At 62.0% G+C, this 22,913-nt stretch carries 16 protein-coding genes; 10 read left to right on the top strand and 6 right to left on the bottom strand.

Annotated elements, in window-relative coordinates; genetic code table 11:
- Window positions 1–20: 20 nt before the first annotated feature.
- Entirely contained in the window at window positions 21–254 is a 234-nt protein-coding gene (locus BLS26_RS36350; protein WP_172804675.1) for a hypothetical protein, read from the bottom strand.
- A 55-nt stretch (window positions 255–309) separates the two neighbouring features.
- Here BLS26_RS36350 and BLS26_RS36345 point away from each other — a divergent pair, with 55 nt between their 5' ends.
- Window positions 310–555, top strand: a complete 246-nt coding sequence (locus BLS26_RS36345) for a hypothetical protein (RefSeq protein ID WP_172804674.1) — start codon at window positions 310–312, stop codon at window positions 553–555.
- Here the strand turns inward: BLS26_RS36345 and BLS26_RS23865 are convergent.
- Window positions 519–2,234: a type I secretion system permease/ATPase gene (locus BLS26_RS23865; protein ID WP_092518480.1), complete on the bottom strand. Its 1,716-nt coding sequence runs from the start codon at window positions 2,232–2,234 to the stop codon at window positions 519–521. The two genes, BLS26_RS36345 and BLS26_RS23865, sit on opposite strands and share 37 nt — an antisense overlap.
- A 578-nt stretch (window positions 2,235–2,812) precedes the next feature.
- On the opposite strand from BLS26_RS23865, the gene BLS26_RS36340 reads away from it, so the two are divergent.
- The 3 genes from BLS26_RS36340 (at window position 2,813) to BLS26_RS23850 (ending at window position 9,131) form a co-directional block, all read left to right on the top strand.
- The gene (locus tag BLS26_RS36340; protein ID WP_092515061.1) at window positions 2,813–5,995 is read left to right on the top strand and encodes a hypothetical protein; all 3,183 of its coding nucleotides are present in this window, start codon (window positions 2,813–2,815) and stop codon (window positions 5,993–5,995) included.
- A 215-nt stretch (window positions 5,996–6,210) separates the two neighbouring features.
- Entirely contained in the window at window positions 6,211–8,046 is a 1,836-nt protein-coding gene (locus tag BLS26_RS23855; protein ID WP_092515060.1) for an ethylbenzene dehydrogenase-related protein, read from the top strand.
- On the top strand, window positions 8,043–9,131 hold the full coding sequence (locus BLS26_RS23850) for a 2Fe-2S iron-sulfur cluster-binding protein (RefSeq protein WP_244541671.1): 1,089 nt from the start codon (window positions 8,043–8,045) through the stop codon (window positions 9,129–9,131). The genes BLS26_RS23855 and BLS26_RS23850 overlap by 4 nt, the downstream gene beginning before the upstream one ends.
- Before the next feature lie 76 nt (window positions 9,132–9,207).
- Here BLS26_RS23850 and BLS26_RS23845 read toward each other — a convergent pair whose 3' ends face one another.
- Window positions 9,208–10,032, bottom strand: a complete 825-nt coding sequence (locus tag BLS26_RS23845) for an MBL fold metallo-hydrolase (RefSeq protein ID WP_092515058.1) — start codon at window positions 10,030–10,032, stop codon at window positions 9,208–9,210.
- Between the two features lie 140 nt (window positions 10,033–10,172).
- On the opposite strand from BLS26_RS23845, the gene BLS26_RS23840 reads away from it, so the two are divergent.
- Both BLS26_RS23840 and BLS26_RS23835 read left to right on the top strand, forming a co-directional pair.
- Window positions 10,173–10,820: a LemA family protein gene (locus BLS26_RS23840; RefSeq protein WP_092515057.1), complete on the top strand. Its 648-nt coding sequence runs from the start codon at window positions 10,173–10,175 to the stop codon at window positions 10,818–10,820.
- Window positions 10,821–10,838: 18 nt separating this feature from the next.
- Window positions 10,839–12,620, top strand: coding sequence for a M48 family metalloprotease (locus tag BLS26_RS23835; protein ID WP_092515056.1), 1,782 nt, complete (start codon window positions 10,839–10,841; stop codon window positions 12,618–12,620).
- A 30-nt stretch (window positions 12,621–12,650) separates the two neighbouring features.
- Here the strand turns inward: BLS26_RS23835 and BLS26_RS23830 are convergent, their stop codons facing one another.
- Window positions 12,651–14,315 (bottom strand): thiamine pyrophosphate-binding protein, encoded by a 1,665-nt coding sequence (locus tag BLS26_RS23830; RefSeq protein ID WP_092515055.1) that lies wholly within the window; start codon window positions 14,313–14,315, stop codon window positions 12,651–12,653.
- Between the two features lie 503 nt (window positions 14,316–14,818).
- Here BLS26_RS23830 and BLS26_RS23825 point away from each other — a divergent pair.
- The 3 genes from BLS26_RS23825 to BLS26_RS23815 all read left to right on the top strand — a co-directional run bounded on the left by BLS26_RS23825 (window position 14,819) and on the right by BLS26_RS23815 (window position 18,506).
- Window positions 14,819–15,601, top strand: a complete 783-nt coding sequence (locus tag BLS26_RS23825) for a helix-turn-helix transcriptional regulator (protein WP_092515054.1) — start codon at window positions 14,819–14,821, stop codon at window positions 15,599–15,601.
- Window positions 15,594–16,925, top strand: a complete 1,332-nt coding sequence (locus tag BLS26_RS23820) for an MFS transporter (protein WP_197681274.1) — start codon at window positions 15,594–15,596, stop codon at window positions 16,923–16,925. Before BLS26_RS23825 ends, BLS26_RS23820 begins: the two co-directional genes overlap by 8 nt.
- A gap of 333 nt (window positions 16,926–17,258) precedes the next feature.
- A complete protein-coding gene (locus BLS26_RS23815) occupies window positions 17,259–18,506 on the top strand; it encodes a site-specific integrase (RefSeq protein ID WP_092515053.1) in 1,248 nt (415 codons plus the stop codon).
- Window positions 18,507–18,584: 78 nt separating this feature from the next.
- On the opposite strand, the gene BLS26_RS23810 is transcribed toward BLS26_RS23815, so the two are convergent.
- Window positions 18,585–19,535 (bottom strand): LysR family transcriptional regulator, encoded by a 951-nt coding sequence (locus BLS26_RS23810; RefSeq protein WP_157676569.1) that lies wholly within the window; start codon window positions 19,533–19,535, stop codon window positions 18,585–18,587.
- 527 nt (window positions 19,536–20,062) lie between these two features.
- On the opposite strand from BLS26_RS23810, the gene BLS26_RS23805 reads away from it, so the two are divergent.
- Window positions 20,063–21,367 (top strand): MFS transporter, encoded by a 1,305-nt coding sequence (locus tag BLS26_RS23805; RefSeq protein WP_092515051.1) that lies wholly within the window; start codon window positions 20,063–20,065, stop codon window positions 21,365–21,367.
- A gap of 526 nt (window positions 21,368–21,893) precedes the next feature.
- Here the strand turns inward: BLS26_RS23805 and BLS26_RS23795 are convergent.
- The gene (locus BLS26_RS23795; protein WP_157676568.1) at window positions 21,894–22,697 is read right to left on the bottom strand and encodes an alpha/beta fold hydrolase; all 804 of its coding nucleotides are present in this window, start codon (window positions 22,695–22,697) and stop codon (window positions 21,894–21,896) included.
- Window positions 22,698–22,913: the final 216 nt, after the last annotated feature.

Raw genomic sequence — 22,913 nt, 5'->3', positions numbered from 1 at the left:
CGGCCCGGCCACCGGCACATTCAGCAGCGAGGGATCGTCGGGTGCGATGATCGGGCTTCGCGCGCGGCGCGGGTTCGTGGCGGCCGGCTCACGCACGGCGTGGCCGCGATCGCTCGCCGGAGCATCGCCAAGAGATTGTTCGCTATCAGATCGTTCACCATGAACCCGCTGGACATGAGATCGTTGGCCACGAGATCGTTCGTCATGAAGTCGTCGTTCGCCGCGAAATCCATCACCACGGAATCCGAGCGCATCCAGCACCCGCCCCATCTTACCCTTCGGCTTGGCCGCGCGCGGACGCGGCGTCAAATGCTGGTCGCCGCGCGACGGACGGCCAGACCTTGGCGGATGCGGTTGCGGCGGATGGCCGTCGTCGAGATTCTCCAGGTCGAATGCCCGGCGAAGCCGCTGCAATTCAAGGATCAGCGCCGCACCCTGCGGCCCGACCGTTCCGTCATCCAGTGCGCCGGTCCGGCGCGGCGCCATTGCTTCGTGCTCGGGTGGACGATCTACGATCCTCATGACGGAACACCTTCGGCCAGCCTCTTCGGCTGATTTGCCTTGGCCGACGGCGCTGCCGCCGGCCTTGCCGCGGCGGCCTTGCTGTTGAGGTTGCGGACGCGCGCGAACACTTCCTCGCTCGGACCGAACGCGATCGCCTTGCCTTCGTAGAGCACCAGCATCATGTCGAGCGCGGTAAGCGCGCTCGGACGATGAGAGATGACGATGACGATGCATTTGTTGTGGCGCAGGATCTGAATGGCGCGGGTCAGGGCATTCTCGCCGTCGGCATCGAGATTGGCATTGGGCTCATCGAGCACCAGCAGAAACGGATCGCCGAACACCGCCCGCGCCAGACCAATTCGCTGCCGCTGTCCCGCCGACAACGACATGCCGCCCTCGCCGATGCGCGTCGCATACCCCTCCGGCAACCGCAGGATGATGTCATGCACGCCCGCGATCCGCGCGGCCCTGAGGATGGCATCGGAGTCAGCCAGCGCGTCGAAGCGGCAGATGTTTTCAGCAACGGTGCCGTCGAACAGCGCCACGTCCTGCGGGAGGTAACCGATATGCCGGCCGAGATCCTCGTTGCGCCATTGATCGAGCGCGGCGCCATCGAGCCGTACGACGCCATGCTGCGCCGGCCAGATTCCGACCAGCGCCTTTGAAAGCGAGGTCTTGCCCGATGCGCTGGCGCCGAGCAGCGCGAGGCCAGCACCGGCCTTGAGCGAAAACGAAATGTTCGACACGATCGCCGTCACTGAGCCCGGTGCGGTCACGGTGAGGTCCTGCACCGACAATTCGCGGCTGGGACGCGGCAGCAGGACCGGCGGTGCGGCAGGCGGCGCAGTGACCTTGCAGATGTCGCGCAGGCGCTTGAGGCCCTGCCGCGCCGCGACCAGTTGCTTCCAGCTGCCAAGCGCGATTTCGACCGGCGCCAGCGCGCGGCCCATCATGATCGACGACGCGATCATGATGCCGCCCGATGCCCGGTCGGCCACAACAAGATAAGCGCCGATGCCGAGCATGCCGGATTGCAGAATGTAGCGCAGCACCTTCGCGCCCGAGCCGAGATTGGCATAGACATCCGTGGCGCGGATATTCTCCTGCAGGTAGCGCTCGTTGGCCTGCGACCAGCGTGCGGTCAGTCGATCCGTCATGCCGAGCGCGCGAATGACTTCGGCATTTCGCTGCGTGATGTCCGCCAGCACCTGCCGTTGCGCGCTCATGTCCATCGCCGCTTTGGCCGCACCACGCGAAATCCGTTCGGTGAGCAAGGTCATGGCGATGATCGCCGCGGTGCCGAGCAGCGCCGTAAAGCCGATCGCCGGGTGGAATAAAAACAGCGCGACCAGAAACAGCGGGATCCACGGCATATCCAGGAACGCTGTCGGCCCCATGCTGGACATGAAGCCGCGCACCTGATCGAGATCGCGCAGCGGCTGCTGCATCAGGACCGGCTTCACCCCGCGAAGCGGCAGAGCGGCGAGCGCGCCGTGGATCGATCCCTGCAAGGCGCCGTCGAACAGCGTCGCGATCCGGCAAAGCATCCGGGCGCGCATCGCGTCGAAATAGCCCTGCACCAGATAGGCGAACAGCACGATCAGCGACAGGCCGAGCAGGGTCGCGATGTTGCGGCTCGGAATCACCCGATCGTAGACCTGCAACATATAGAGTGAGCCGGACAGCATCAGGATGTTGATCACGCCGCTGAACACGGCGACGCCAATCATGCGCCGCGCGCTTTCGCGCAGCGCCAGCGCCACCGGATCATCGGACGCCAGCGTCGACAACAGACTGGAGATGACGCGCGATGGCGTCGCGGCCTGCGGATGGCTTTGAGCAATACTCATTGAATTACGTCTCCCCTCGGAATTACGTCTCCCCTCGCTCGACAATCAATTCTCCTTGACGGGCGATACGGACCATTCTTCGGCGAAAATGCGACGATGGCCGGCAATTGCGGGGCGCATCGGAATAAAACGAATGCGGGCGCGTCTCTCTTAACGGGCTGGGTGGTCGCATCGCTGCGCACAATTCCGACACCGCAAATTCTCATTTCAGACTTCTGCGGCAAATGTCGACAATACCTGCATTTTTTTCAGCAGGCGCGCACAACATCCAGCTTCAAGGCAATTCGACGTCACGGATTCGTCCGTCTATCACCTTGCTTCCGCGGCGCATTGGCCGCGGTGTCGGCCGAATGACGCCACGAAGGTAAACAATTCTTCATCTCGCGCATCACCGCAGCCGCTCTGCGGATGATCGCGCACATACGTCGACGAACTTGACTGAACAACAGGGGACGAAAATGGCATTGACAGCAACCGATCTATTCAACGACGCAACAACCCGCGAGATTGGCGGCGTCGGCCCGGATCAGGTCAACTTGATCGTCTCGGACCTTATCGGTGTGCAGCAGATGTTGAGCGCGGCTGATCCGCAGATCAACAACCTCACCGATCTGCACACCCATGTCATCATCAATCAGCTCAATGAAGAAATTGCTTCCGTCGAGAACGCGAACTCTCCGACGACGGGCACGCTGACAATAGGAACAGACCTCGGACAATATGTCGGGCGTTCGATCAATGATATCCATCGGGACATTATCGACATCGCTCAAGGCGACGCGGGGGTTCAGGCGCTGTTCAACCCGACGCCTCTGCCGGCCGTGAACACCCCTGCTGCACCATTCCACGACACTGCAGCCCAAACGACTTTCCTTACTCAATTTATCCAGGACAGCAACCATCTTGGGCAGGCGGCGACCACGATCGAGAACAATGGCTTCAAGGGTGACGTCGCCGGACTGGTCCAGCAGATACAGACTTTCGAGACCAATGCGAACGCCTTCGACCAGTCCCAGGGCAGTCTGTATTCGGCGCGCTTCTGGAACGAATTGCGGGCGGATGGCACGGCGGGCACGGCGGCGAACGCGGTGATCGAGGGATTGCAGACGCACAACGCCGGCGAAGTCAACGCGGCGGTAACGCAGCTGGCTGCGAACGCTTCGGACGTGGCTGGCAACAACCTGATGACGAATGGTGGCAACTATGCGGATGTGGTGGCCGCGGCGCAGGCCACGGCCGTGACGCCCAACACCGCCGCGGCCGCAGCAGTGGCACCCGCCGCGGCAGAAGCGCCTGCTGCCGCAGCGGCCCCTGCGGCAGGCCTGACGGCAACCGATCTGTTCAACGATGCAACGACCCGCGAGATTGGCGGCGTCGGCCCGGATCAGGTCAACTTGATCGTCTCGGACCTTGTCGGCGTGCAGCAGATGTTGAGCGCGGCCGATCCGCAGATCAACAACCTCACCGATCTGCACACCCATATCATCATCAATCAGCTCAACGAAGAGATTGCTTCCGTCGAGAACGCGAACTCTCCGACGACGGGCACGCTGACAATAGGAACAGATCTCGGACAATTTGTCGGGCGTTCGATCAATGATATCCATCGGGATATTATCGACATCGCTCAAGGCGACGCGGGGGTTCAGGCGCTGTTCAACCCGACGCCTCTCCCGGCCGTGAACACCCCTGCTGCACCGTTCCACGACACTGCAGCCCAAACGGCTTTCCTTACTCAATTTATCCAGGACAGCAACCATCTTGGGCAGGCGGCGACCACGATCGAAAACAATGGCTTCAAGGGTGACGTTGCCGGACTGGTCCAGCAAATACAGACTTTCGAGACCAATGCGAACGCCTTCGACCAGTCCCAAGGCGGTTTGTATTCGGCACGCTTCTGGAACGAATTGCGGGCCGATGGCACGGCGGGCACGGCGGCGAACGCGGTGATTGAGGGACTGCAGACGCACAATGCCGGCGAAGTCAACGCCGCGGTAACGCAGCTGGCTGCGAACGCTTCGGACGTGGCGGGCAACAACCTGACGGCGGGTGGCGGCAGCTATGCGGACGTGGTGGCCGCGGCGCAGGCCACAGCCGTGACGCCAGGGGATGGCGGCGCTGGTACCGGGGGTGGCGGCGGTGGCGGCGGCACGGGTGGTGGCGGCGGCGCGGGTGGCGGCGGTGACGCGGGTGGTGGAGGCGGCGGCGCCGGTGCTGGCGGCCAGCTCGTTGCCGGCGATCTCTATTTCGGAAATATGTTCAACGACGCGACCAGAATTCTTGAAGGCGGCCTGTGGCACAACAACGTGCCGGTGGGGAATCAGGGCCATGGCACCGACGGCAGATACGTCGCGGATCTCACGGCGGTTCAGACCGGCCTGACCGCCGACGTCGCGGCCGGCGATTTCACCGGCGACCAGCTCACCCATGTCAATACGGTGCTGGCCGACATTCAGACGGCGCTGGCCGCAATACCGGGCGCCGTCAACAACGACGCTGCGGCCGAAGCCAGCTTGCGCACCGCGCATCTCGACATCATCAACACCATCGAGCACGATCCTGTGCTCCAGGCGCTGAGCATCAAGGACGGCAATCCCGGCTTCAATTTCGCGCCTGCCGAGTTGGCGACGCCCTTGAACGCCAACACACCGCACGCGACGTTCGCGGAACTCGGCGCCATCTTCGACGATGCGCAGTCCAAGGCCCTTGGCGGCATCAACGCCGATAATATGGCGGCGATTCAGGCGGACCTGCAGACGGTGCATGATGGACTTCTGACGCTGATGCAGGACCATCCGCAGATGTTCGGCGGCACCACCGGAATACACGCCTCCACCATCGTCGATCAAATCAATCTCCAGCTGACCAATTTCGACCATCAATACGGGTTCAACCCCGACGCGGCGAAGGCGACCAACGATAATCTCCTCGACATCACCGACATCGTTGCTGGCGACCCCAACCTTGCCAACATGGCTTCCGGCAATGGCGTCCACGGATGGACCCCCGCTCCGGCCACCGACGTCGTACCGACGCCCTATCAGGACAACGCCGCCCAGACCAACTTCTGGGCCGACTTCATCGCCTCCGGCAACTCGCTCGGCGCCCAGGCAGAGCACCTGGTCGCCAGCGGCAACGCACAGGCGATCGGCGCCTTTATCCAGACGCTGCAAGGTTTTGAGAACAACGTCTCGAACTTCGACGCGGCCCAGGGCGGCATCTTCGAGGCGCGGTTCGACAACGAGTTGCTCGGCAAGGACTCCACTGTGGGTGCGGACGTCGCCGCCATGATCCAGGGCCTGCAGACCGGCAACGCGGCACTGGTCACGGCGGCAGCGGAAGGGTTTCACGCCAACGCCGCTGACGTTAGTGGCAACAACGTTCCGCTCAACGGCGGCACCTACAACGCCGACGGCCTTACCGTGGCGGATGCACTCAGCACGGCGACGGCGCCCCTGCCGCCCGCACCGGTCACGCCGCTGACGCCGGCGGCACCGGCCGCCGCACCCGCTCCAGCCGTTGTGGCTTCAGCGGCGGCGGCAGCTGCGGGCGCCGACGACGCGGCGCCCGGCGGCGCAATAGACCACCAGCATTCGGCCATGCCCGAAATGGCGCAGCATTTTCACCAGATGTGGGCATAGCGGCGCGCGGCGCGACTTCCAGCGCCCTCCATATCGTTCGGGGGGCGCTGGAGGCCGGCGCGCATTTCGTCATCGGCCGGCGCGGGCATCACGATGATCTCGATGATGATTTTCTAAACGATGGTCTTCCAAGCGGCGGTCTTGGGGACCATCGCGGCAGCAACAGCGTTGGCACCGACGCCGCTCGTTGCTGTCTTATGTAGCGGGGCGTAGGCGTGAGGCATCGCAAGACAGACTATGGAACGATCATCCTGCACTGGTTGTTCGTCGCGGCATTCGCCGTGGCGCTATTCAGCGGCTTGCGCATCGCAACGGAGTCACCCGACCGAACCTGGATCAATCTGTTCGACGTCTTCCTGCCGCGCGACAGCGTGTGGACCGCGCATATGCAGGCTGCCGTCGTGCTGGTCGCGGTCGCGCTCGGCTACACCATTTACATGATCAGGTCCGGCCTCGGACGGCGCGTCCAGCTCGACGGGGTTCGCCTGCGCGGCCTTTTCAGCCGCGGTCAGGCGAGGCTGAGTGCCGTGAATGCGCTGCTCTACTGGATATTCTTTGTGTCGATGCTGACGCTGCTGCTCAGCGGCGGTCTGCTGTATTTCGGCTTTTACTCCGGCTACGACGTGGCGATGCTGCACTGGGTCGGGACCTGGGTGATCCTGGCCTTCGTCGTGCTTCATATCGTGGCTCAATTCAGGATCGGCGGCGCAGCGCAGCTGTTGCGTATCTTTCGCCCTGCCCCGCTGCCGGCGCCACCGCCGCGGCTCGATGCCGTCGAATTGCTCGGCATGCTGGCCGAACAATCGGCGCGGATGCGACAGCCACCGCCAGGGTTCAATCCGCCGTCATCTGAACCAAAGCCCGCCGCACCTGCCAAAACCCGCCCCGCAAAATCGAGAAGCCCGACGCTGCAGGCCAATGCCTTCGTGGTCGCGGCGGCCGTGGCGATCACCGGCGCTTCGGCGATCGTGGCGGCGGATCGATTGACCGTCGACCATCTGCAGGTCCACCGCATCAACTCAGCCAATGCACCGCTGCTGGACGGCGACACTTCCGACCGCGCTTGGCGCGGCATCACGCCATTCTCGCTGGTGACCGGCGAAGGCGGAAATTTCGACGGTAAAGGCGAATCCAGAATCGATATCCGCGCTGTGCATGACGGGACCTGGGCGTATTTCCTCTTCACATGGGAAGACCCGACGCGCTCGCTGAAACATCTGCCGCTGGTCAAGGAGGCCGATGGATGGCACCTGCTCCGCGCCGGTTATGACATCGGCGACGAGCATGACTACAACGAGGACAAATTCTCGGTGCTGCTGACCACGTCCGATGGCACGCTGGCGGGAGACCGCACCTTTCACGCCGGACCGCATCCGATCCCGAACGCGCCGGCCACCATGACCGGCCGCGGGCTGCATTTCACAGAATCCGGCTATGTCGACGTCTGGCAGTGGAAGGCGACCAGCGGCGGCCCGACCGGCGGGATGGACGACGCCCATATCGGACCGCCGGTGGATCCGACGCCGATGCAGGCGGCCAACATCATTCCCTACAGAGGCGGCTTCGCCCCGGACCCCGGCACGGTCAACTACCGGGACAATTTCACGGTCGACGCCGACAACAGCAGCGGCATCACCAAGAGCCGCCTGATCGCGCCGCTCCGCCTGCCCAGGGTGGTTGCGGAAACGACAGCAGCGATGGGCCATATCGACCTCGACCCCAACCACGGCGAGAGCGAAGGCGCACGCTGGTTCATGACCGAAGCGGAAACCGTTCCCTATTCCGCAGATGCCGACGCCCGGCTTCCGATCGGCACGGTGATCCCCGGCGTCATCGTGGACGGCGAGTTCTCCGGCGACCGCGCCGACGTCAGATGCGCCGCGCGCTGGGCTTCCGGTCACTGGGCGCTCGAAGTCGCGCGTCGGATCGATACCGGCAGCGAATATGACGTACCGATCCGCAGTGGCGTCTTCATGCGGGTCGCAGCCTTCGATCACAGCCAGATCCGGCACACGCGGCATGTCCGCCCCATTCGTCTCGAGGTGGAATGATGCGAAAGATCTGCAAGGTTACCGTCAACGACGAGCCGTTTCTCGCCAACTGCGGCGACCTGTTGCTCGACTGGGCGTTGATGAACGGCGTCGACCTGCCGCACGACTGTCGCTCCGGCGTCTGTGGCACCTGCCGCGTGCGCCTCGTTGACGGCGAAGTATTCGGCGGCCATCTGCCGGGCGACGACATGATCCACGCCTGCCAGGCGCGGATCATCTCCGATATCGGGATCACCACCGAGGCCGCGCCCGACCAGGTCACCCTGCCGGCGCGCGTGGCAAAAATCGTTCGCCTCGCACCAGACGTCGCCGGCGTCGACGTGGAACTGGCGAAGCCGCTGGATTTCCTTCCCGGCCAATATTGCAAGCTGCAGTTTCGCGGATTTCCGGCAAGGTCTTACAGCCCGACCTATCCGCTGGAAGGCCCCCCGAATGACCGCGTGCTGCACTTTCATGTCCGCAGGCTGACGGGTGGCAAGGTATCCTCGGCACTGGGCCGCGAGATCCAAACCGGACACCGCGTCAGGCTGACGGGCCCGTTCGGCAGTGCCTTTTTCCGGGAAGGCCATGCCGGCCGCGTTGTTCTCGTCGCCAGCGGCACCGGCTTCGCTCCGATGTGGTCTGTCGCCACCGCCGCGATCCTGGAGCGCCCGCAACGCGAATTGGTCTTTGTGGTCGCGGCGCGGAACATCCGGTCGCTCTACATGCACGCTGCACTGTGCCGGCTGGCGCTGTTTCCCAACGTCACCCTCATTCCTGTGGTGTCGGAACCGCAGGACATCTCGCGCGCCGTTCGCAGCGGCAGGCCGACCGATCACTTGCCAAGGCTGACACCGGATGACGTGGTCTATACCGCCGGCGCGCCTGCCATGACCGAAAGCGTGGCTGGCATCGCGAGAGAGGCCGGCGCCCGATGCTACGCCGACCCCTTTGTGCCTGACGGAGAAGCCCCCGAACAGGCCTCCTTGATGACGCGCTTCGGCGGCTGGTTCAGCGAAACCCGAAGCAATCCGATCCCGTTGCAGCCGGCGCAGGAGGAACGCGTCGAACGCAAGCTGGCTGGAACGGCCAGAGTGCACCGCTAGAGCATGATCCGGAAAATTGGCCACCGGCTTTCCCTCGGGACAAACGCGAAGCGTTTGCCCCGAGATCATGCTCGGATCAAATAGACAGATTTTCCTGATCGGAGATCGCCGCAAGATAGCGCCGAACGGACATCTCGAAGGCCGCCTTGCCGTCCGAGCTGATATTGCGGCCCCACCACGCGCCATAGATGCGATCGAACGTAAGCGGCGCGACCGCGCGCGCAATTCTCGTCACTGCCGTTGCGTTCATGGGAATGTAGTTCGGGTAGCTGTACATGAAGCTGAGGTGCCGGCGGTCGGATGCCACCATCGCAACATCGCCCGTCAGCAATGCGCCCCGGCCGCTGGCGCCTGCGCCCCAATGCAGGATGGTGGCACCGGAAAAATGGCCGCCGGTCCGCACCAGAAGGATGTCGTCCGACAGCCTGTGGCTATCGCCGCTCCACGGCACGATGGCGGGATAGGCGCGCGTAACGAAAGCGCGATCGTCGCCATGCAGATAGACCGGCACGCCGCCGAACGCCTCGCTCCAGTCGGCGACCGCGCCATAAAAATGCGGATGCGACACCGCAATCGCCTTCAGCCCGCCGAGCGAGCGGACATATTCGATCGCTTCCGGAGTCACCAGCGGCACGCAATCCCACATCACGCAGCCATCGCCCGTAGGTACCAGCAGCGCGCGTTGCCCGATCGCAAAGCCCGGCTCAAGGCCAATGCCGGCAAGGCCGAGATCGTCGCGCCACATCAGTCTATGTCGCTTCGCCAGTTCCTCGCTTGTGAGCCAGGTCTGGCCCTTCCAGTTCACGTATTGCCGCTCGTCCTCGCAGATCAAACACGCCGCCGGCGGCGTGGCGCTGTCGGGAAACTGGGCACCGCATTGTTCGCAGGTCCAGAGGGGCATTGGCTTCACTCGTCATATCTCGGGAGACTGTTCGTAAACCAACATGGGAAAAGTCGTTAGAGTTTTAATCACCGGTTTCCTGAAATGTTAGAGGGATCGCCGTACAGATAGTTGGAAAATTATACTCACGGGGACGCATTATGGCTGCAACAGACCAGACTTTCCTGCAGGCGATCGATTTTTCGGGTCGTATGGTTCGGGCTGCCAACTTCGCGCTCGACCAGTGGTGGATGTTCCTGCTGGCCGGCGCCGCGCTGTGGCTGGTCCTGAAAATCCGCTCGCAGCATGCGTTGATCGGCCAGCTCGACGAGCGCGCGGATGCCGCCTACGGCGACGTCGACGCGCTGCTGATCGAACGCCATACCTTGATCGGCAATCTGGTCGAAGTCGTCCGCGCCTTTGCGACGAAAGAACATGACGTGATCCGGGATGTGCTCGACGCCCGTATCGACGCGCTGGAAGCGCTCGGCAGCGGCGGTGGCGGCGTGATCCGCAGCGAGACCCAGATCGCCAACGTGCTGCAAAATCTCTTTACCGTTAGCGAAAAGTATCCGGAGCTTGCCAGCGCCGCGCATTACGGCACCTTGCGCAATGACCTGATCCGAATCGAAGATCGCATCACCGCAGCGCGCAAGTTCTACAATCTGGCGGTCGAGGAATTGAATTCGGTCTGCCGCGCCTTCCCGGCCAATTTCATCGCGATGATCACCAAAAACCCTCCGCGCGAAAAATTCACGCTCGGTGAACGCCGCGCCGAATTCGCGGAGCCGGTCAAGGTCTCTCTCTGAGCCAGGGAGCATTGTGCGATGGCGGTTCACGGCTACATCACGCACGCCGCGCATAACCGGCGTTGGACTGCCTGGCTGGTGCTGGGTTATATCCTGGCGTTCGAGCTGATCGGCGCCTTTGCGGCAACGATGGTCCTGCTCAAGTGGGACCATGAGCATACCATCATCTCCAACCCGCTCGGATATGCGGTCCGCTACGCGGTGCCGATCGCGATCGTGGCCGGACTGATATTCTGGCGTATGTACCGCGGTCACGCCAAGGCCGTGACGCGCGAACTCGGTGTGCGGATCGTGACGCGCCAGGACGAGCCTCGCTTCGTCCAGATCGCCGAGGAGCAATGCACCGCGCTCGGCGTCCGTCTCCCCCGCTTCGGAATTATCGAAACCAGCGAGCCCAACGCGGTGACCGTGGGCGAAGGGCCGAACCGGGGCCTGATCGCGGTCACGCGTGGCCTTCTCGAACGGCTCGACGACGACGAGCTTGCGGCGGTGCTGGCCCATGAAGCCTCGCATATCCGCCTCGGCGATACCAAGCTGTTGGCCGCCAACCACGCGCTGATGCGCACCGCCGTGATCATGCAGATGAACAATCCGCTGCGGTTCGAAAGCTGGCGGCAGATGCTCGTTCCGCTGATCTTTCCGCCCTTCATGCTGGTGATGCTGGCGAGCAGCGCGGTGACGGCGATGTCGATGCAGCTCGCTCGCGTGGCGCGGCGCGGCCTGAAACTGGGCCGCGACTACATCGCCGACGGCGAAGCCATCCGCGTCACGCATTTCCCCGAAGCCCTGATCAGCGCGATCGCGAAGATCGGCGGCCGCGGCGCCTTCGAGGGCAGCTATCGCGTCGAGGCCATGCTGTTCGACGGGATTGCCGATCATGCGGAGGGCAGCCATCCGACCGCCAGGGACCGTATCGATGCCATCGCCGAGCTCGGCGGCGAACTGATGAATCCGGCGCGGCAGCGCCGCGACACCCGCACCCTTGCGGCACCGGCGTTCGGCCGGCGCGGGCGTATGGCCGCGATGACCTATCCGGGTATGTTGGCCGCGATCGCCTATCCGCGCGATGCCCAGGGCAAGCCGCTGGAGCAACCGCAGCGGCCGGCGCAAAACCTGTTGCTGATGTATTTCAACGACCGCGAGGCCTTCCGGCGATGGCACGATGCCGCCATCGCCTGGACCGAATGGGAGTTGCGCGAGCGCCGCAACATCCTCGGCCTGACGTCCAAGTTGATGATCCCGCTCGCTTTGACATGGGCGGCCTTGCTGTTCATCTACTGGCCCAAGGACGGAAACCTGTCGAAGCTGATGAACGTGTTCAACCCGGCGCAGGTGGTGGAGCTCGGCCGCGCGATGAATTCCGGTCCAGCTTGCTATGGGCCATCCTACCCGGACGGATGTAAGGGCGCCAACGGTGCAACGATGGTGCAGTTAGATTCACCGAAGCAGGTCGGTGCGCCGGCGGCGAACGTCGTCGCGCCGGCTGAGCGCAAAGCGCCTGCGAGCGGCACCTTCAACAACAGTTCGGCAGCACAAGGCTACGATCCGGATTGGCAATCGCCGAATATCCTCCAGGTCCTGCTGATCGCCTTCGGTATCATGCTCTTCAGGAAGCCCGACCTGCTCCGCAAGATCCTTGGCTCTTTCGAAACGCCCACGACCGATCTCAGCGAATTCCGCAGGTTTGATGCCGATGAGGCCAACAAATCCGCGACACCCTCGCAACCGACGTGGAACGCGGCGGAGCCGGTGCGTCACGCGCCACCGCCGGGACCGGCCAGCTTCGGACGCCGGAAATGAAGAAAGCCTAGCAAGCTCCGTGATCGCACGTCACCGCTTCCCCTCGATGGCAATCTCGACGAGATAAGGGCGATTGCTCGCAACCGCGCTGGCCACCACCGAAGCGATGTCGTCGGCCTTTTCGACCCTGATGCCTTCAACCCCCATGCCGGCCGCCAAGGGCACGAAATCAAGATCGGGTCCTGTCAGATCCATCTGCTGATAGGGATGCTGCGTTCCGGCCTCGAAATTCTTCCGCCAGACGTCGACATTGTGCTTGAGGATGCGATACTCCCGGTTCGACAGAACGACGAATACGATTCCCAACTTGTGGTGAGCCGCACTCCACAGCGCCTGGATACTGTACATCGCCGATCCGTCGCCAGAGACGGCAACGACCGGACGATCGGGCATCGCCACCTTGACACCGATCGCACCGGCAAATCCCTGACCGATGCCGCCGCCGCGCCCGCCGAAATAATCGCCGAAGCCGCGATAGTCGAACGTCCGCGCCAGATCGAGACTGGCCGTAATGCTTTCATCCACGATGACCGCGTCGTCAGGCAAGCCGCGCCGGAGTTCGGCCATCACCCGCGCCATCGAACTCGGTTCACGGTTCCAGCTCTTTTCCAGCCGCGACCGGTGCGCCTCCTTTTCGCGGACACTCAACTCAGCCAACGCCTGATTGCGGCTTTGCGCGGCAAGACGGAATTCGGGGGATTGCCGCGCGCGAATCGCTGCCGCCAACCCGGCAATGCTGGCCGCCATGTCGCCGACCAGCCCTGCGTCGAGCCGATGATTGAACGCCAGCCGTTCGGACGATTCCTCGATCTGCACGACGACAGCCTTGTCGGGGAAATGGCTACCTGACGCATACCAGATGTCTTCGAAGAACGGGCCGCCCAACAACAGCACGAGATCGGCATCCCCGAGGACTTTACGTACCTGGGCGGCATCGCCTGGAAGCGATTGGCGATAATTCGGATGGCTGGTCGGAAACGATGCATGGGCCCGCAAGCCCTCGAACCACACCGACGCGCCAATCGCCTCCGTCAGCGCGACGAGGCCCGCGTGCGCTCCGGCGCGTGCGACATCATCGCCGGCAATGATCGCGGGCCTTGCTGACTTCAAGAGAAGTGCTGCGACCTCCGCGAGCCCCTTGGGATCCAGATGCGCGGAACGCCACAATTTGTCTGATACGACGGGTTCGACTGCGGTTTCCTGCTCCATCACGTCGATCGGGAGCGACACGAAGACTGGCCCGCTGGGGGCATCGGTTGCGACCTTGAACGCGCGGCGCAAAATCGGAGCGAGTTCGTCCGCCCGCTCCGCCTGCACGCTCCATTTGGTAACGGGTGCGGCCATGGCAACGAGATCATGCCCCAGCAGCGGGTTCGCAAGCCGCATCCGCGTATCCTGCTGTCCCGCGGTGACAATGAGGGGCGAATTGGCCTTCAACGCGCCGTACAGCGAACCCATCGCATTGCCCAGTCCAGGCGCGACGTGAACGTTGGCAAAGGCGGTGCGGCCGGTGGCCTGCGCGTAAAAGCTCGCCGCGCCGACCGCGACGCCTTCATGCAAGGCCATGACATAGTCGATCTGCGGATAGGCGGCCAAACTATCCAGCAGCGGTGTCTCTGTCGTTCCGGGATTTCCGAAGATATGGCGTACGCCGTTTGAGGCCAGGGATTCCATCAGCACACGCCGTCCGCGCATTTTCTTCTCCGTTGCAAGCCAACGCTTTTTTGGCACGATAGCGCCCGGGCAACGGCATCTCAAGGGCGCTTTCGTGCAGGCGGCTTGCAGCAATGCGACGGCATGCTTCATCCGCGGAGACGATGACCGACCGGCGCAAACGCCGCGCGCCGACGCGGTCGAAATCAATTCCCGCGGAAAATATCGGCCTTCGATCTTGCAATATGCATCCCGCTCCGAGAGATGATAATTTCACCAGGAGCTTCAGTCCTTAACCAGAGCGGGAAATCGAAAGCTTGATCGCCGCACCGGAATGCAGGTTTTCACGAAAGCCGCGCATGCAGGGAGCCTCTCGGCCGGACAGCAATATTTCGAGGCATGCACACACGTCGGCTTCCGGACCTTGAGGAGGTCGAGGCGATGATCTCTTCCCAGCGCGTGCCAAGTGTGAATAGTGAGACTACCGGCCGCGGCAGTGCCTTGTTGCTTGAATTTTCACGATAATTCCACTAGGTTCAGCCATCATGCTGCATCGCGATCACACCGTTATCCTGAACCTTGTCGACAAGCTTTACGCGGCAGCTCTCAACGATCGGGAGTGGGCCGATTTTCTGTCGTCCGCCGCGGAGGCCGTGGGGGCCGACCACGCCTTTGTCTGCCAGCTCGACCTCCACCAGCGTGCGCTGAGCTATGTCGGACTGCAGCAGGGCAATCGCACCGCGGTCCCGGTGCGGCGCTACGGCACCCTGCTGAACGATGATCCCCGCCGGACGATCTTCGATTCCCGGCCCAACGAGGCATCGCATTGCCGGATGGGGTTGTCTCAGGCCCGGCTCCACGGCTCGCGGACGTATCGCAACTACCTGCGGCCGCTCAACATCGAATACACGATGGTGGCCTGCCTGCCCGTCCGGGACGGCTTCTCGCACGATCTGGGTTTCACGCGAACCCGCGCCCGTACCGCCTTCAGGCGCGACGACTGCGATCTGTTGAATGAGCTGATTCCGCATCTGCGGCGCGCGTTTGAGATCAGCCGTGTCTTGGCGGAGCGTGCGACGCCGATCCCGCCCCGGCAGGTCGATTGCGATCATCTCAAGCTTCAGACCTGTCTCGCGCTCTCACCCAGGCAGGCCCGCCTTGCGGCGCTGTTGTTCGACGGCAAGAGCGTGAAGGACGCGGCGCGTGAGCTTCGCATTACCGAGGGCAGCGCGCGGCAATACCTCAGGAAGGTGTTCGAGAAGACCGGAGTGAAACGGCAACTCGACCTGATCCGCGTGATCGAAGGCGCCTTGGCGCGCAATGGCTGAGTCACTGCAGCCACAGCCGCACGCCCAAGCATCGATCTCCCCGAGCCCGCCCCGAACCGGTGAAAGCATCCAGGCGTATCGCTGGAAGGTCATCGTCTCGACTTCGATCGCCAACGCCCTCGAGTGGTTCGACTTCATCGCCTACGGCTTCTTTGCCGTCGTCATGGCAAAACTGTTCTTCCCGGCCTCGAATGACGTCACCGCGCTGCTCGCTGTCTTTGCGGCGTTCGCCATCCCCTTCGCGGTCAGGCCGATCGGCGCGATCATTCTCGGCGCCTACGCCGACCGGCACGGCCGCAAGAAGACGCTCGTGCTCACGATCAGCCTGATGACTTTGGCCACCGCCATCATGGCCACCGTGCCGACCTACAACCAGATCGGAGCGTGGGCAGCCGTGATCATGATCGCCGCGCGAATGCTTCAGGCCTTCTCGGTCAGCGGCGAATACGGCGCGGCCGTGGCGTTCCTGGTTGAACAGGATGACGGGCGGCAGGGATTTCTGGCAAGCTGGCATTATTCCAGCCAATCGATGACGGCTGTCCTGGCGACGGGCTTTGCAACCGTGCTGAACGCGACGCTGACACCCGAGCAGGTCGTGTCCTGGGGTTGGCGCATCCCGTTCTTTTTCGGCCTGCTGATCGCACCTGTTGGTCTTTACGTGCGAAGCCAGCTCCGCGAAACGGACCGGTTCATGGCTGCGCAGCCCAGCAAGGCGCCGGTGCTCGAAGTCATCGCAGGTTACCGGTCGCACCTCGCGCTCGCCACCGGCGTGATCGCTGTATCCGCCGTCACCGTCTACATGGTGCTGTTCATGCCGACATTTGCGATCAAACAGCTCGGGCTGCCGCCGTCTGTCGCCTTCCTCGGCAGCCTTCTGGCCGGGACAATCCACGTGGTGCTGATCCCGGTCATCGGACTCTTGTCCGACCGTTATGACCGCATCTCGCTCTCACTTGTCGCTTCGCTGGCGGTGCTGATTCTCGCCTACCCGTTGTTTGCTTTTCTGGTGTCAGCGCCGTCCGTTCCGGCGCTGTTGGCCGTCCAGGGCACCCTCGGCGTGCTCAACGCCATCAATCTGGGTTGCCTCGGTGCACTGGTTGCGGGGATGTTTCCCACAAGGCTGCGCACCTCCGGCCTGTCGTTCGCAAACGCGCTTACGCAAATGGCGATTGGCGGCACCACGCCAATCATCAGCCTGTGGCTGATCGAAGCCACCGGCCATCCGACGGCGCCTGCGTTCTATCTCATGTTCGGCGCAACGCTGAGCGTAGCGGCCCTGACTGTGCTTTCGCGAAAGCGCCGGCTGGCGACCGCCGACGCCTGAGGCATCGCGGCAGCACATGAAAAAGCCCGCCAAAGGCGGGCCGTTTCATTTGACGTGACATCAAGGGTTTGGTTGCGGGGATAGGATTTGAACCTATGACCTTCAGGTTATGAGTTTTATAAAAGCGGTTTACGCCACTCCGCGAACGCGCCGCATTTCCCACTCAACGCCACGACAACTCGTTGAGCTAGCTTGATTTATTCTCGCGGCCGCCCCTACCTTATTTGCGAAGCGATACGCCACGACCTTCGTCGCGCCGCTTCCACGACGCTTCCACGAAACGTCATCTGACCCGGAGACTAGGGTCGGAACGTAAAGCGAACAGGTACGGGTATGGCGAAAATCAAGATCACCAAAAGGACCGTCGAGGCTCTGAAGGTCACGTCCAAAGACTACATTGCTTTTGATACCGACCTTCCCGGATTTGGCGTGCGCGTCATGCCAAGCGGCAAGCGATTCTTCCTGGTGCAATACCGACGTCATGGCCGGACGCGCCGGGTGATGATCGGGCAATTCGGTATCGTGACCGCGGAGTTGGCGCGACGCGAAGCAACGGTCAAGCTTGGCAGTGTACGCGGCGCCGATGGCGATCCGGCGGCGTTGCGCGACGCTGATCGACAATCAACAACGATGAAGGAACTAGGAGAGCGCTTTCTTACACACTACGTCCCCGTTCGCTGCAAGCCGTCGACACAGGCAGAATATCGACGGTCGGTCGAGCTATTCCTCGATCCGTTTTTTGCCAAGCAGCGCGTTCGCTCCGTGACGACGGCCGATGTTGCAGAATTGCACGGCGCCATGTCTCATATCCCCTATCAGGCAAACCGCACCCTTGGTGTTCTGTCGAAGATGATGAATCTTGCCGAGACGTGGGGGATACGGGACAAGCATACCAATCCCTGCGAAGATATCGAACGCTATCCAGAACGTAAGCGCGAGAGGTTCCTGTCTCCGAACGAACTGCAGCGCCTTGGACAGGCCCTAACAAGCGCAGAGGTCAACGAGACTGAGACGATACATGCTGTTGTTGCCTTCCGGGTCCTGCTGCTGACGGGATGCCGCCTGTCCGAAATTCAGACGCTTGAATGGCGCCACGTGGATCTGCCTGCGAAGGAATTGCGCCTACCGGATAGCAAGACCGGCGCGAAAACCGTCCATCTCGGTGACGCCGCAGTGGCGGTACTGGACGCGCTCCCCCGGGTGACGGGCAACCCGTACGTTATCGTGGGAAGGAAAGAAAAAACGCACCTGACCGACCTTCAGCATCCGTGGCGCCGCATCCGGAAGGCCGCAGGATTGGAAGACGTGCGCATTCACGATCTTCGCCATACGTTCGCCTCCGGCGGGTTGCTGGTCGGTGAAGGCTTAGCGATGATCGGCAAGTTGCTCGGGCATACTCAGGTGCAGACGACTGCTAGGTACGCCCATCTAGCGTCTGATCCGGCCAAACAAGCGGCGACCAAGATTTCGGACCGCCTGGCTTTAGCCCTGCTAGGCGCAGTTGGTAAGCCGAGTGCTGGGAAAGGTAAGCAATCAGAGACATCGATCGATAGTAATGCCGGCGACGCTGCAGCGGCCTGATGGCAAATCATCGGAGAGACCAGAAATGGCGAAATTTGCACGCTCAGTCAGTCTAATCCATCATGCACAATATGGCACCTAGCTCGGCCCCTCGGCATTGCTGCCCGGGCGAAACAAATTGAACACCCGTGATCGCAGCCAGCGATGCCCGGCGTCATGATCGAGCCGCTCGTGCCAGACCTGTGCGATCTCAATTCGGGGAAGTTGCAACGGAGGCTTGAACGTCTGCAGCGGGAGCTTGCGGACGAGATAGGATGCCAACCTTTTCGGCATTGTGCAGATTGCATCGGACTGGCTGACGACAAAGGCGCTACTGACGAAGCTGGGTACGCGCACCTGAACGCTTTCCGGTGGGAGCCGCTCAAGTAGCGCTTTCTCAAGCTGCTCGTGCGCTGCATGCCCGGTAGCAGAGGCGGTCACCAAGATGTGGCGCTCGTGCAGAAACGTGTCCATTCGTGTCAGGCGATCGAACCGTGGATGTTCCATTCGAACCACACTGATGTAGGGGTCGGTATATAATTTTTGTCGTCGCAATTTGCCTATTTCTCGAGGGAATGCGCCGAGCGCGACATCCGCGTCGCCGCTTTCGAGCTTGGCTGAGACAAGGCGGGAGTCGAGCGGCACCGCTCTAAGTCGAAGCCGCCGACCTGATATCTCAAGGTCGCGCATCAGTGGCGGCACGAGATGGATCATACCCACTTCGCCGACCAGCACCCTGAACTCTCGCTCGGAGGACGCCGGATCGAACGAGGATCTCGATGTCTTGATGTCGTCGGAAACCGCGAGGAGGCTTCGTAACGGCTGTACGAGGCCCAGCGCACGTGGCGTCGGCTCCATAGTTAGCCCGACGCGCACGAAAAGCGGATCGTCGAAATACGAGCGCAGCCGCGCAAGCATCTTGCTCACCGTCGGCTGATTCAAATCAAGAATCTCGGCCGCTCTTGTCAGGCTGCGAACCTCGAGCAAGAGCCGCAGCGCCTTGAGATGACGCAGACCGATATCGTTCTTCACAGTTGAGATCTCGGCCACACTACTTTGCGAACGCTCCAATTTGAGGCACAGGGGTCTTCTGTTGTCAACGCCGACGGCTTCGTTCCCTTATGTAATCGGTTAGGCCGATCTGCTTGACGGAGCGGAAGCGGGCTCGACCTGTCGGACGCGGGCCTATCGTTGGACGGCTTGAGCGCTTGGACGAAAATTCCTTTCGGCAACACGCCGAAAGGCGTGCGCTGAATAAAGTTTGGCGCGTCGAAAGGCGTCGCACGAGAACGCGCAGCCACCCGCTAAGTGTCGTTCTCAAGAGCAATATTCCCATTCCGAATTGTCGGTATCCATTTATCGCACTTGAGGGGCAGATCCCGCCCGTGCCACGAGAAATTGCCGCTGTGGGTCCGTCGGCTCTTTTCGAGAACAAGTGCGGTCGTCGCAAGTCTCAGGTCGGCTTGATCGTACGAGACGACTTCGCTGAGTTTGTTCCGGAGCACATCCCGGATGCGACCTAATTCAGGTGGCAAGCCCGACAAGAAGACGAGACAAGCAGCGCAGGGGAGGATGGAATGCGTGCCGGCGTGGAGGCGACTCGTGGTGGAGCAGGCAGGATAGGAATTGTTGCAATTTGCCTGGCCGCGGCGACCATCGAAGGATTCGATATTCAGACGGCCGGTGTTGTCGCACCTAAGCTGGCGCCGATACTGCGACTCACTGCTCATCAGATGGGCCTCTTCTTTGCTTCCGCAACTTTCGGCATGATTGCGGGAGCTGTCCTCGGTGGTGTCGTCGCCGACCGCTTCGGTCGTCGCTTCGGGCTCGTACTATCCTTGGCGGCGTTCGGAGTGTTTACGTATGCGACCGCATACGCGCCGGATTTTGAAATTCTCTTCATCACCCGCTTCTTTACCGGGCTGGGGCTGGGCGGGGCGCTACCAAGCCTTGTCGCTATCGCTGCCGAGGCAGTTGAGGCTCGGAGGCGGGGACTGGCTGTAGGCATCGTATATTCCGGCTTGCCGCTTGGCGGAGCGCTCGCCAGCGCCGCGGCGATGGGTTTGGAGAATTGGCAGTCGCTTTTTTATCTTGGAGCCGTTCTTCCCCTGGTGTTGATACCGCCAGTGATCTGGTACTTACCGTCCTCGCCGCCGAGTCGGGTTGCGCACAGTAAAAGCAATGACGTGAAGGCGGGCCGCGGTATACTGGATCGGGAAAACAGAGCAGCTACGCTGCTGCTATGGCTTGCCTTCTTCCTCTCGGTACTCGTGCTCTATCTCCTCTTGAATTGGCAACCGGTCCTGCTTGTGTCCAAAGGTTTCACAGGAAGCAGTGCAAGCGCGGTCCAGGCCACATTTAACCTCTCGGGCGCAGCCGCAAGCATTTTCGCCGGCCTGGTCTCCGACACCCGTCAACGTCGTCTTGCCGTCGTCGTCAGCACCGCCTTGCTGCTGTGCACGCTTTTGTACTTCGCCGTCTTGCCACCGTATCTGCCGCTGGCTGTACTTGCCGGCGCTGGTCTGGGGGCAGGTGTCGTTTCCTCCCAATCCATTCTGTATGGACTCGCACCGCAGGTCTATCAGGCTCATGTTCGCGGAACGGGCGTCGGCTTTGCGGTCGGTATGGGTCGTTTTGGGTCGGTTGTAGGCCCTCTTCTCGCGGGCGTTCTGATCGCGAACGGGAACACGGTGACAGAAGTCCTCATGGGAATTATGCCGATTGCTTTCGCCGGCGGACTGGCCACATTTTTTCTAGTGACGGTTCTAGAAAGAAGGAGGTCGATGTCGAACGCCAACGGCACGGATGTGGATTCGCATGCAGAGGATAAGACCCGTCCGACCGACACGGCGGCGACGGTCAATGCGGCCGGCAACGCGTAACGTAGATGCGTTCGGCAGCTGGCAGCCGGTCTTTCGGGGCTTGGAGTAGCTGCGCCGCCGACCGGCATAGCGGTTGTATCTACCACCGCTCATGGCAAGGCGCGTTCTCTATCGTCATCTTGATTAGCATGTCCATGACCGGTTGCTCGCTCCACGCCTGCGTTACGCGGCTGCGGTGGGTGACGCCATCGGGCGTTTGCGCGAACACCACCCTGCCGGCACGCGGCGGCGTGTCCATGCTCTCGCGATGGGAGATGCCCTTTCGCGTGCCATCGCCCGTGAGCTCGTGATCGCGCCGCTTGGCGGAACGGGTACCGAGCACCCGGCACCGGACGATATTGCTTCGTGGTTGGCTAAATGCCGCGCATGAGTGCCCGCGGATCTAGTCGTCAAAGAGCCGCGATCCGCGTCGCGCATCAGATCAACTTGGAAATAGCCTTTGCTATTCCAGCCGCGAGTTCGTTTGGCGCTTCCAGTGGCGCCAGATTGTCGACGTTAGGCAACAGGCCAATCAGCACAACCGCCTCTAAAACGCGGCAATTCGCTGTAGGGCCGCGGCAAGCTCTTGCGGCTTCGACGCAAACGGCGAGTGACCGGCTTCCAGCTCGATCACCTGCTTAACCGGAGAGGATGCAATCATCTTGTCCTGGAACGCTGAGGTAACTGCGCGATCGAGCGTGCATTTCACGTAAAAGCGCGGGACGCGCCCGTAGTTCGCTTCGCTCAGCTTGATGGGCGTGCCGAGCGGCTTCATCGGCTGTGGCTTCAGGCGGGCAAAGAGGTATTCCACGTCTTGCGGTGAACAATCGTTGCAAAGTGAATTGACGAACCCCTCGCGACTAATTGTACTCAGACCGTCGCCAGCCGGTATGCGGTGTTTTGAGGCGGTCGAGTCTGGGTCCTGCGCCACGACGGCGATTCGAGACTCGCCATCCTTCAGCATGAAGGCACACACATAGGTTAGCGATGCAATCTTGTCCGGAATCCGCTCGGCAGCCTGGCTGATGAAGATCCCACCGAGGCTATGACCGACAAGCATGACGCGGCCAGGAACGGAATTGGCGGCGCTCACGACGGCATCGACGTAAGCGTCCAGATTTATATCCGCACTGGGCGAACCATTTGTGCCATAGCCTGGCATGTCTGGCGTTACCGACTTGAAGCCATTGGCTTCAAGCAATGGAACGACCTTGTGCCAGCACTCCGAATCGTACCCAGCGCCGTGAATGAGTATGATTGGTATTTTGTTCGCCGCCCCGGCAGAAGATTGGGTCAGAGAACTCGCGAGCAGCCCGAGGCTTGTCCCGATGAACGAACGTCTGTCTTCCATTATTCTTATCCTAGCGGACACGTTCATGGGTATTGAAGAACAATCGGTTCGCTACGGATAGCTCTCGTCTGGAATTGTTCATATTCCGGTTCAGAATGCAGGGTGGAACTGTTAGCCCGGCCCAGTGACAATACGGATTTGGAATTCGATAAATTCCAAATCGCGACTTCGAGGCCGCAAGTTTCTCGGCTCTACTGAATCGCATCACCGATCTTC

Source organism: Afipia sp. GAS231 (genome assembly GCF_900103365.1).
GTDB lineage: Bacteria > Pseudomonadota > Alphaproteobacteria > Rhizobiales > Xanthobacteraceae > Bradyrhizobium.
Note: the sequence above shows the minus strand (reverse complement) of the source record. Positions and strands in the feature narration are given on the sequence as shown.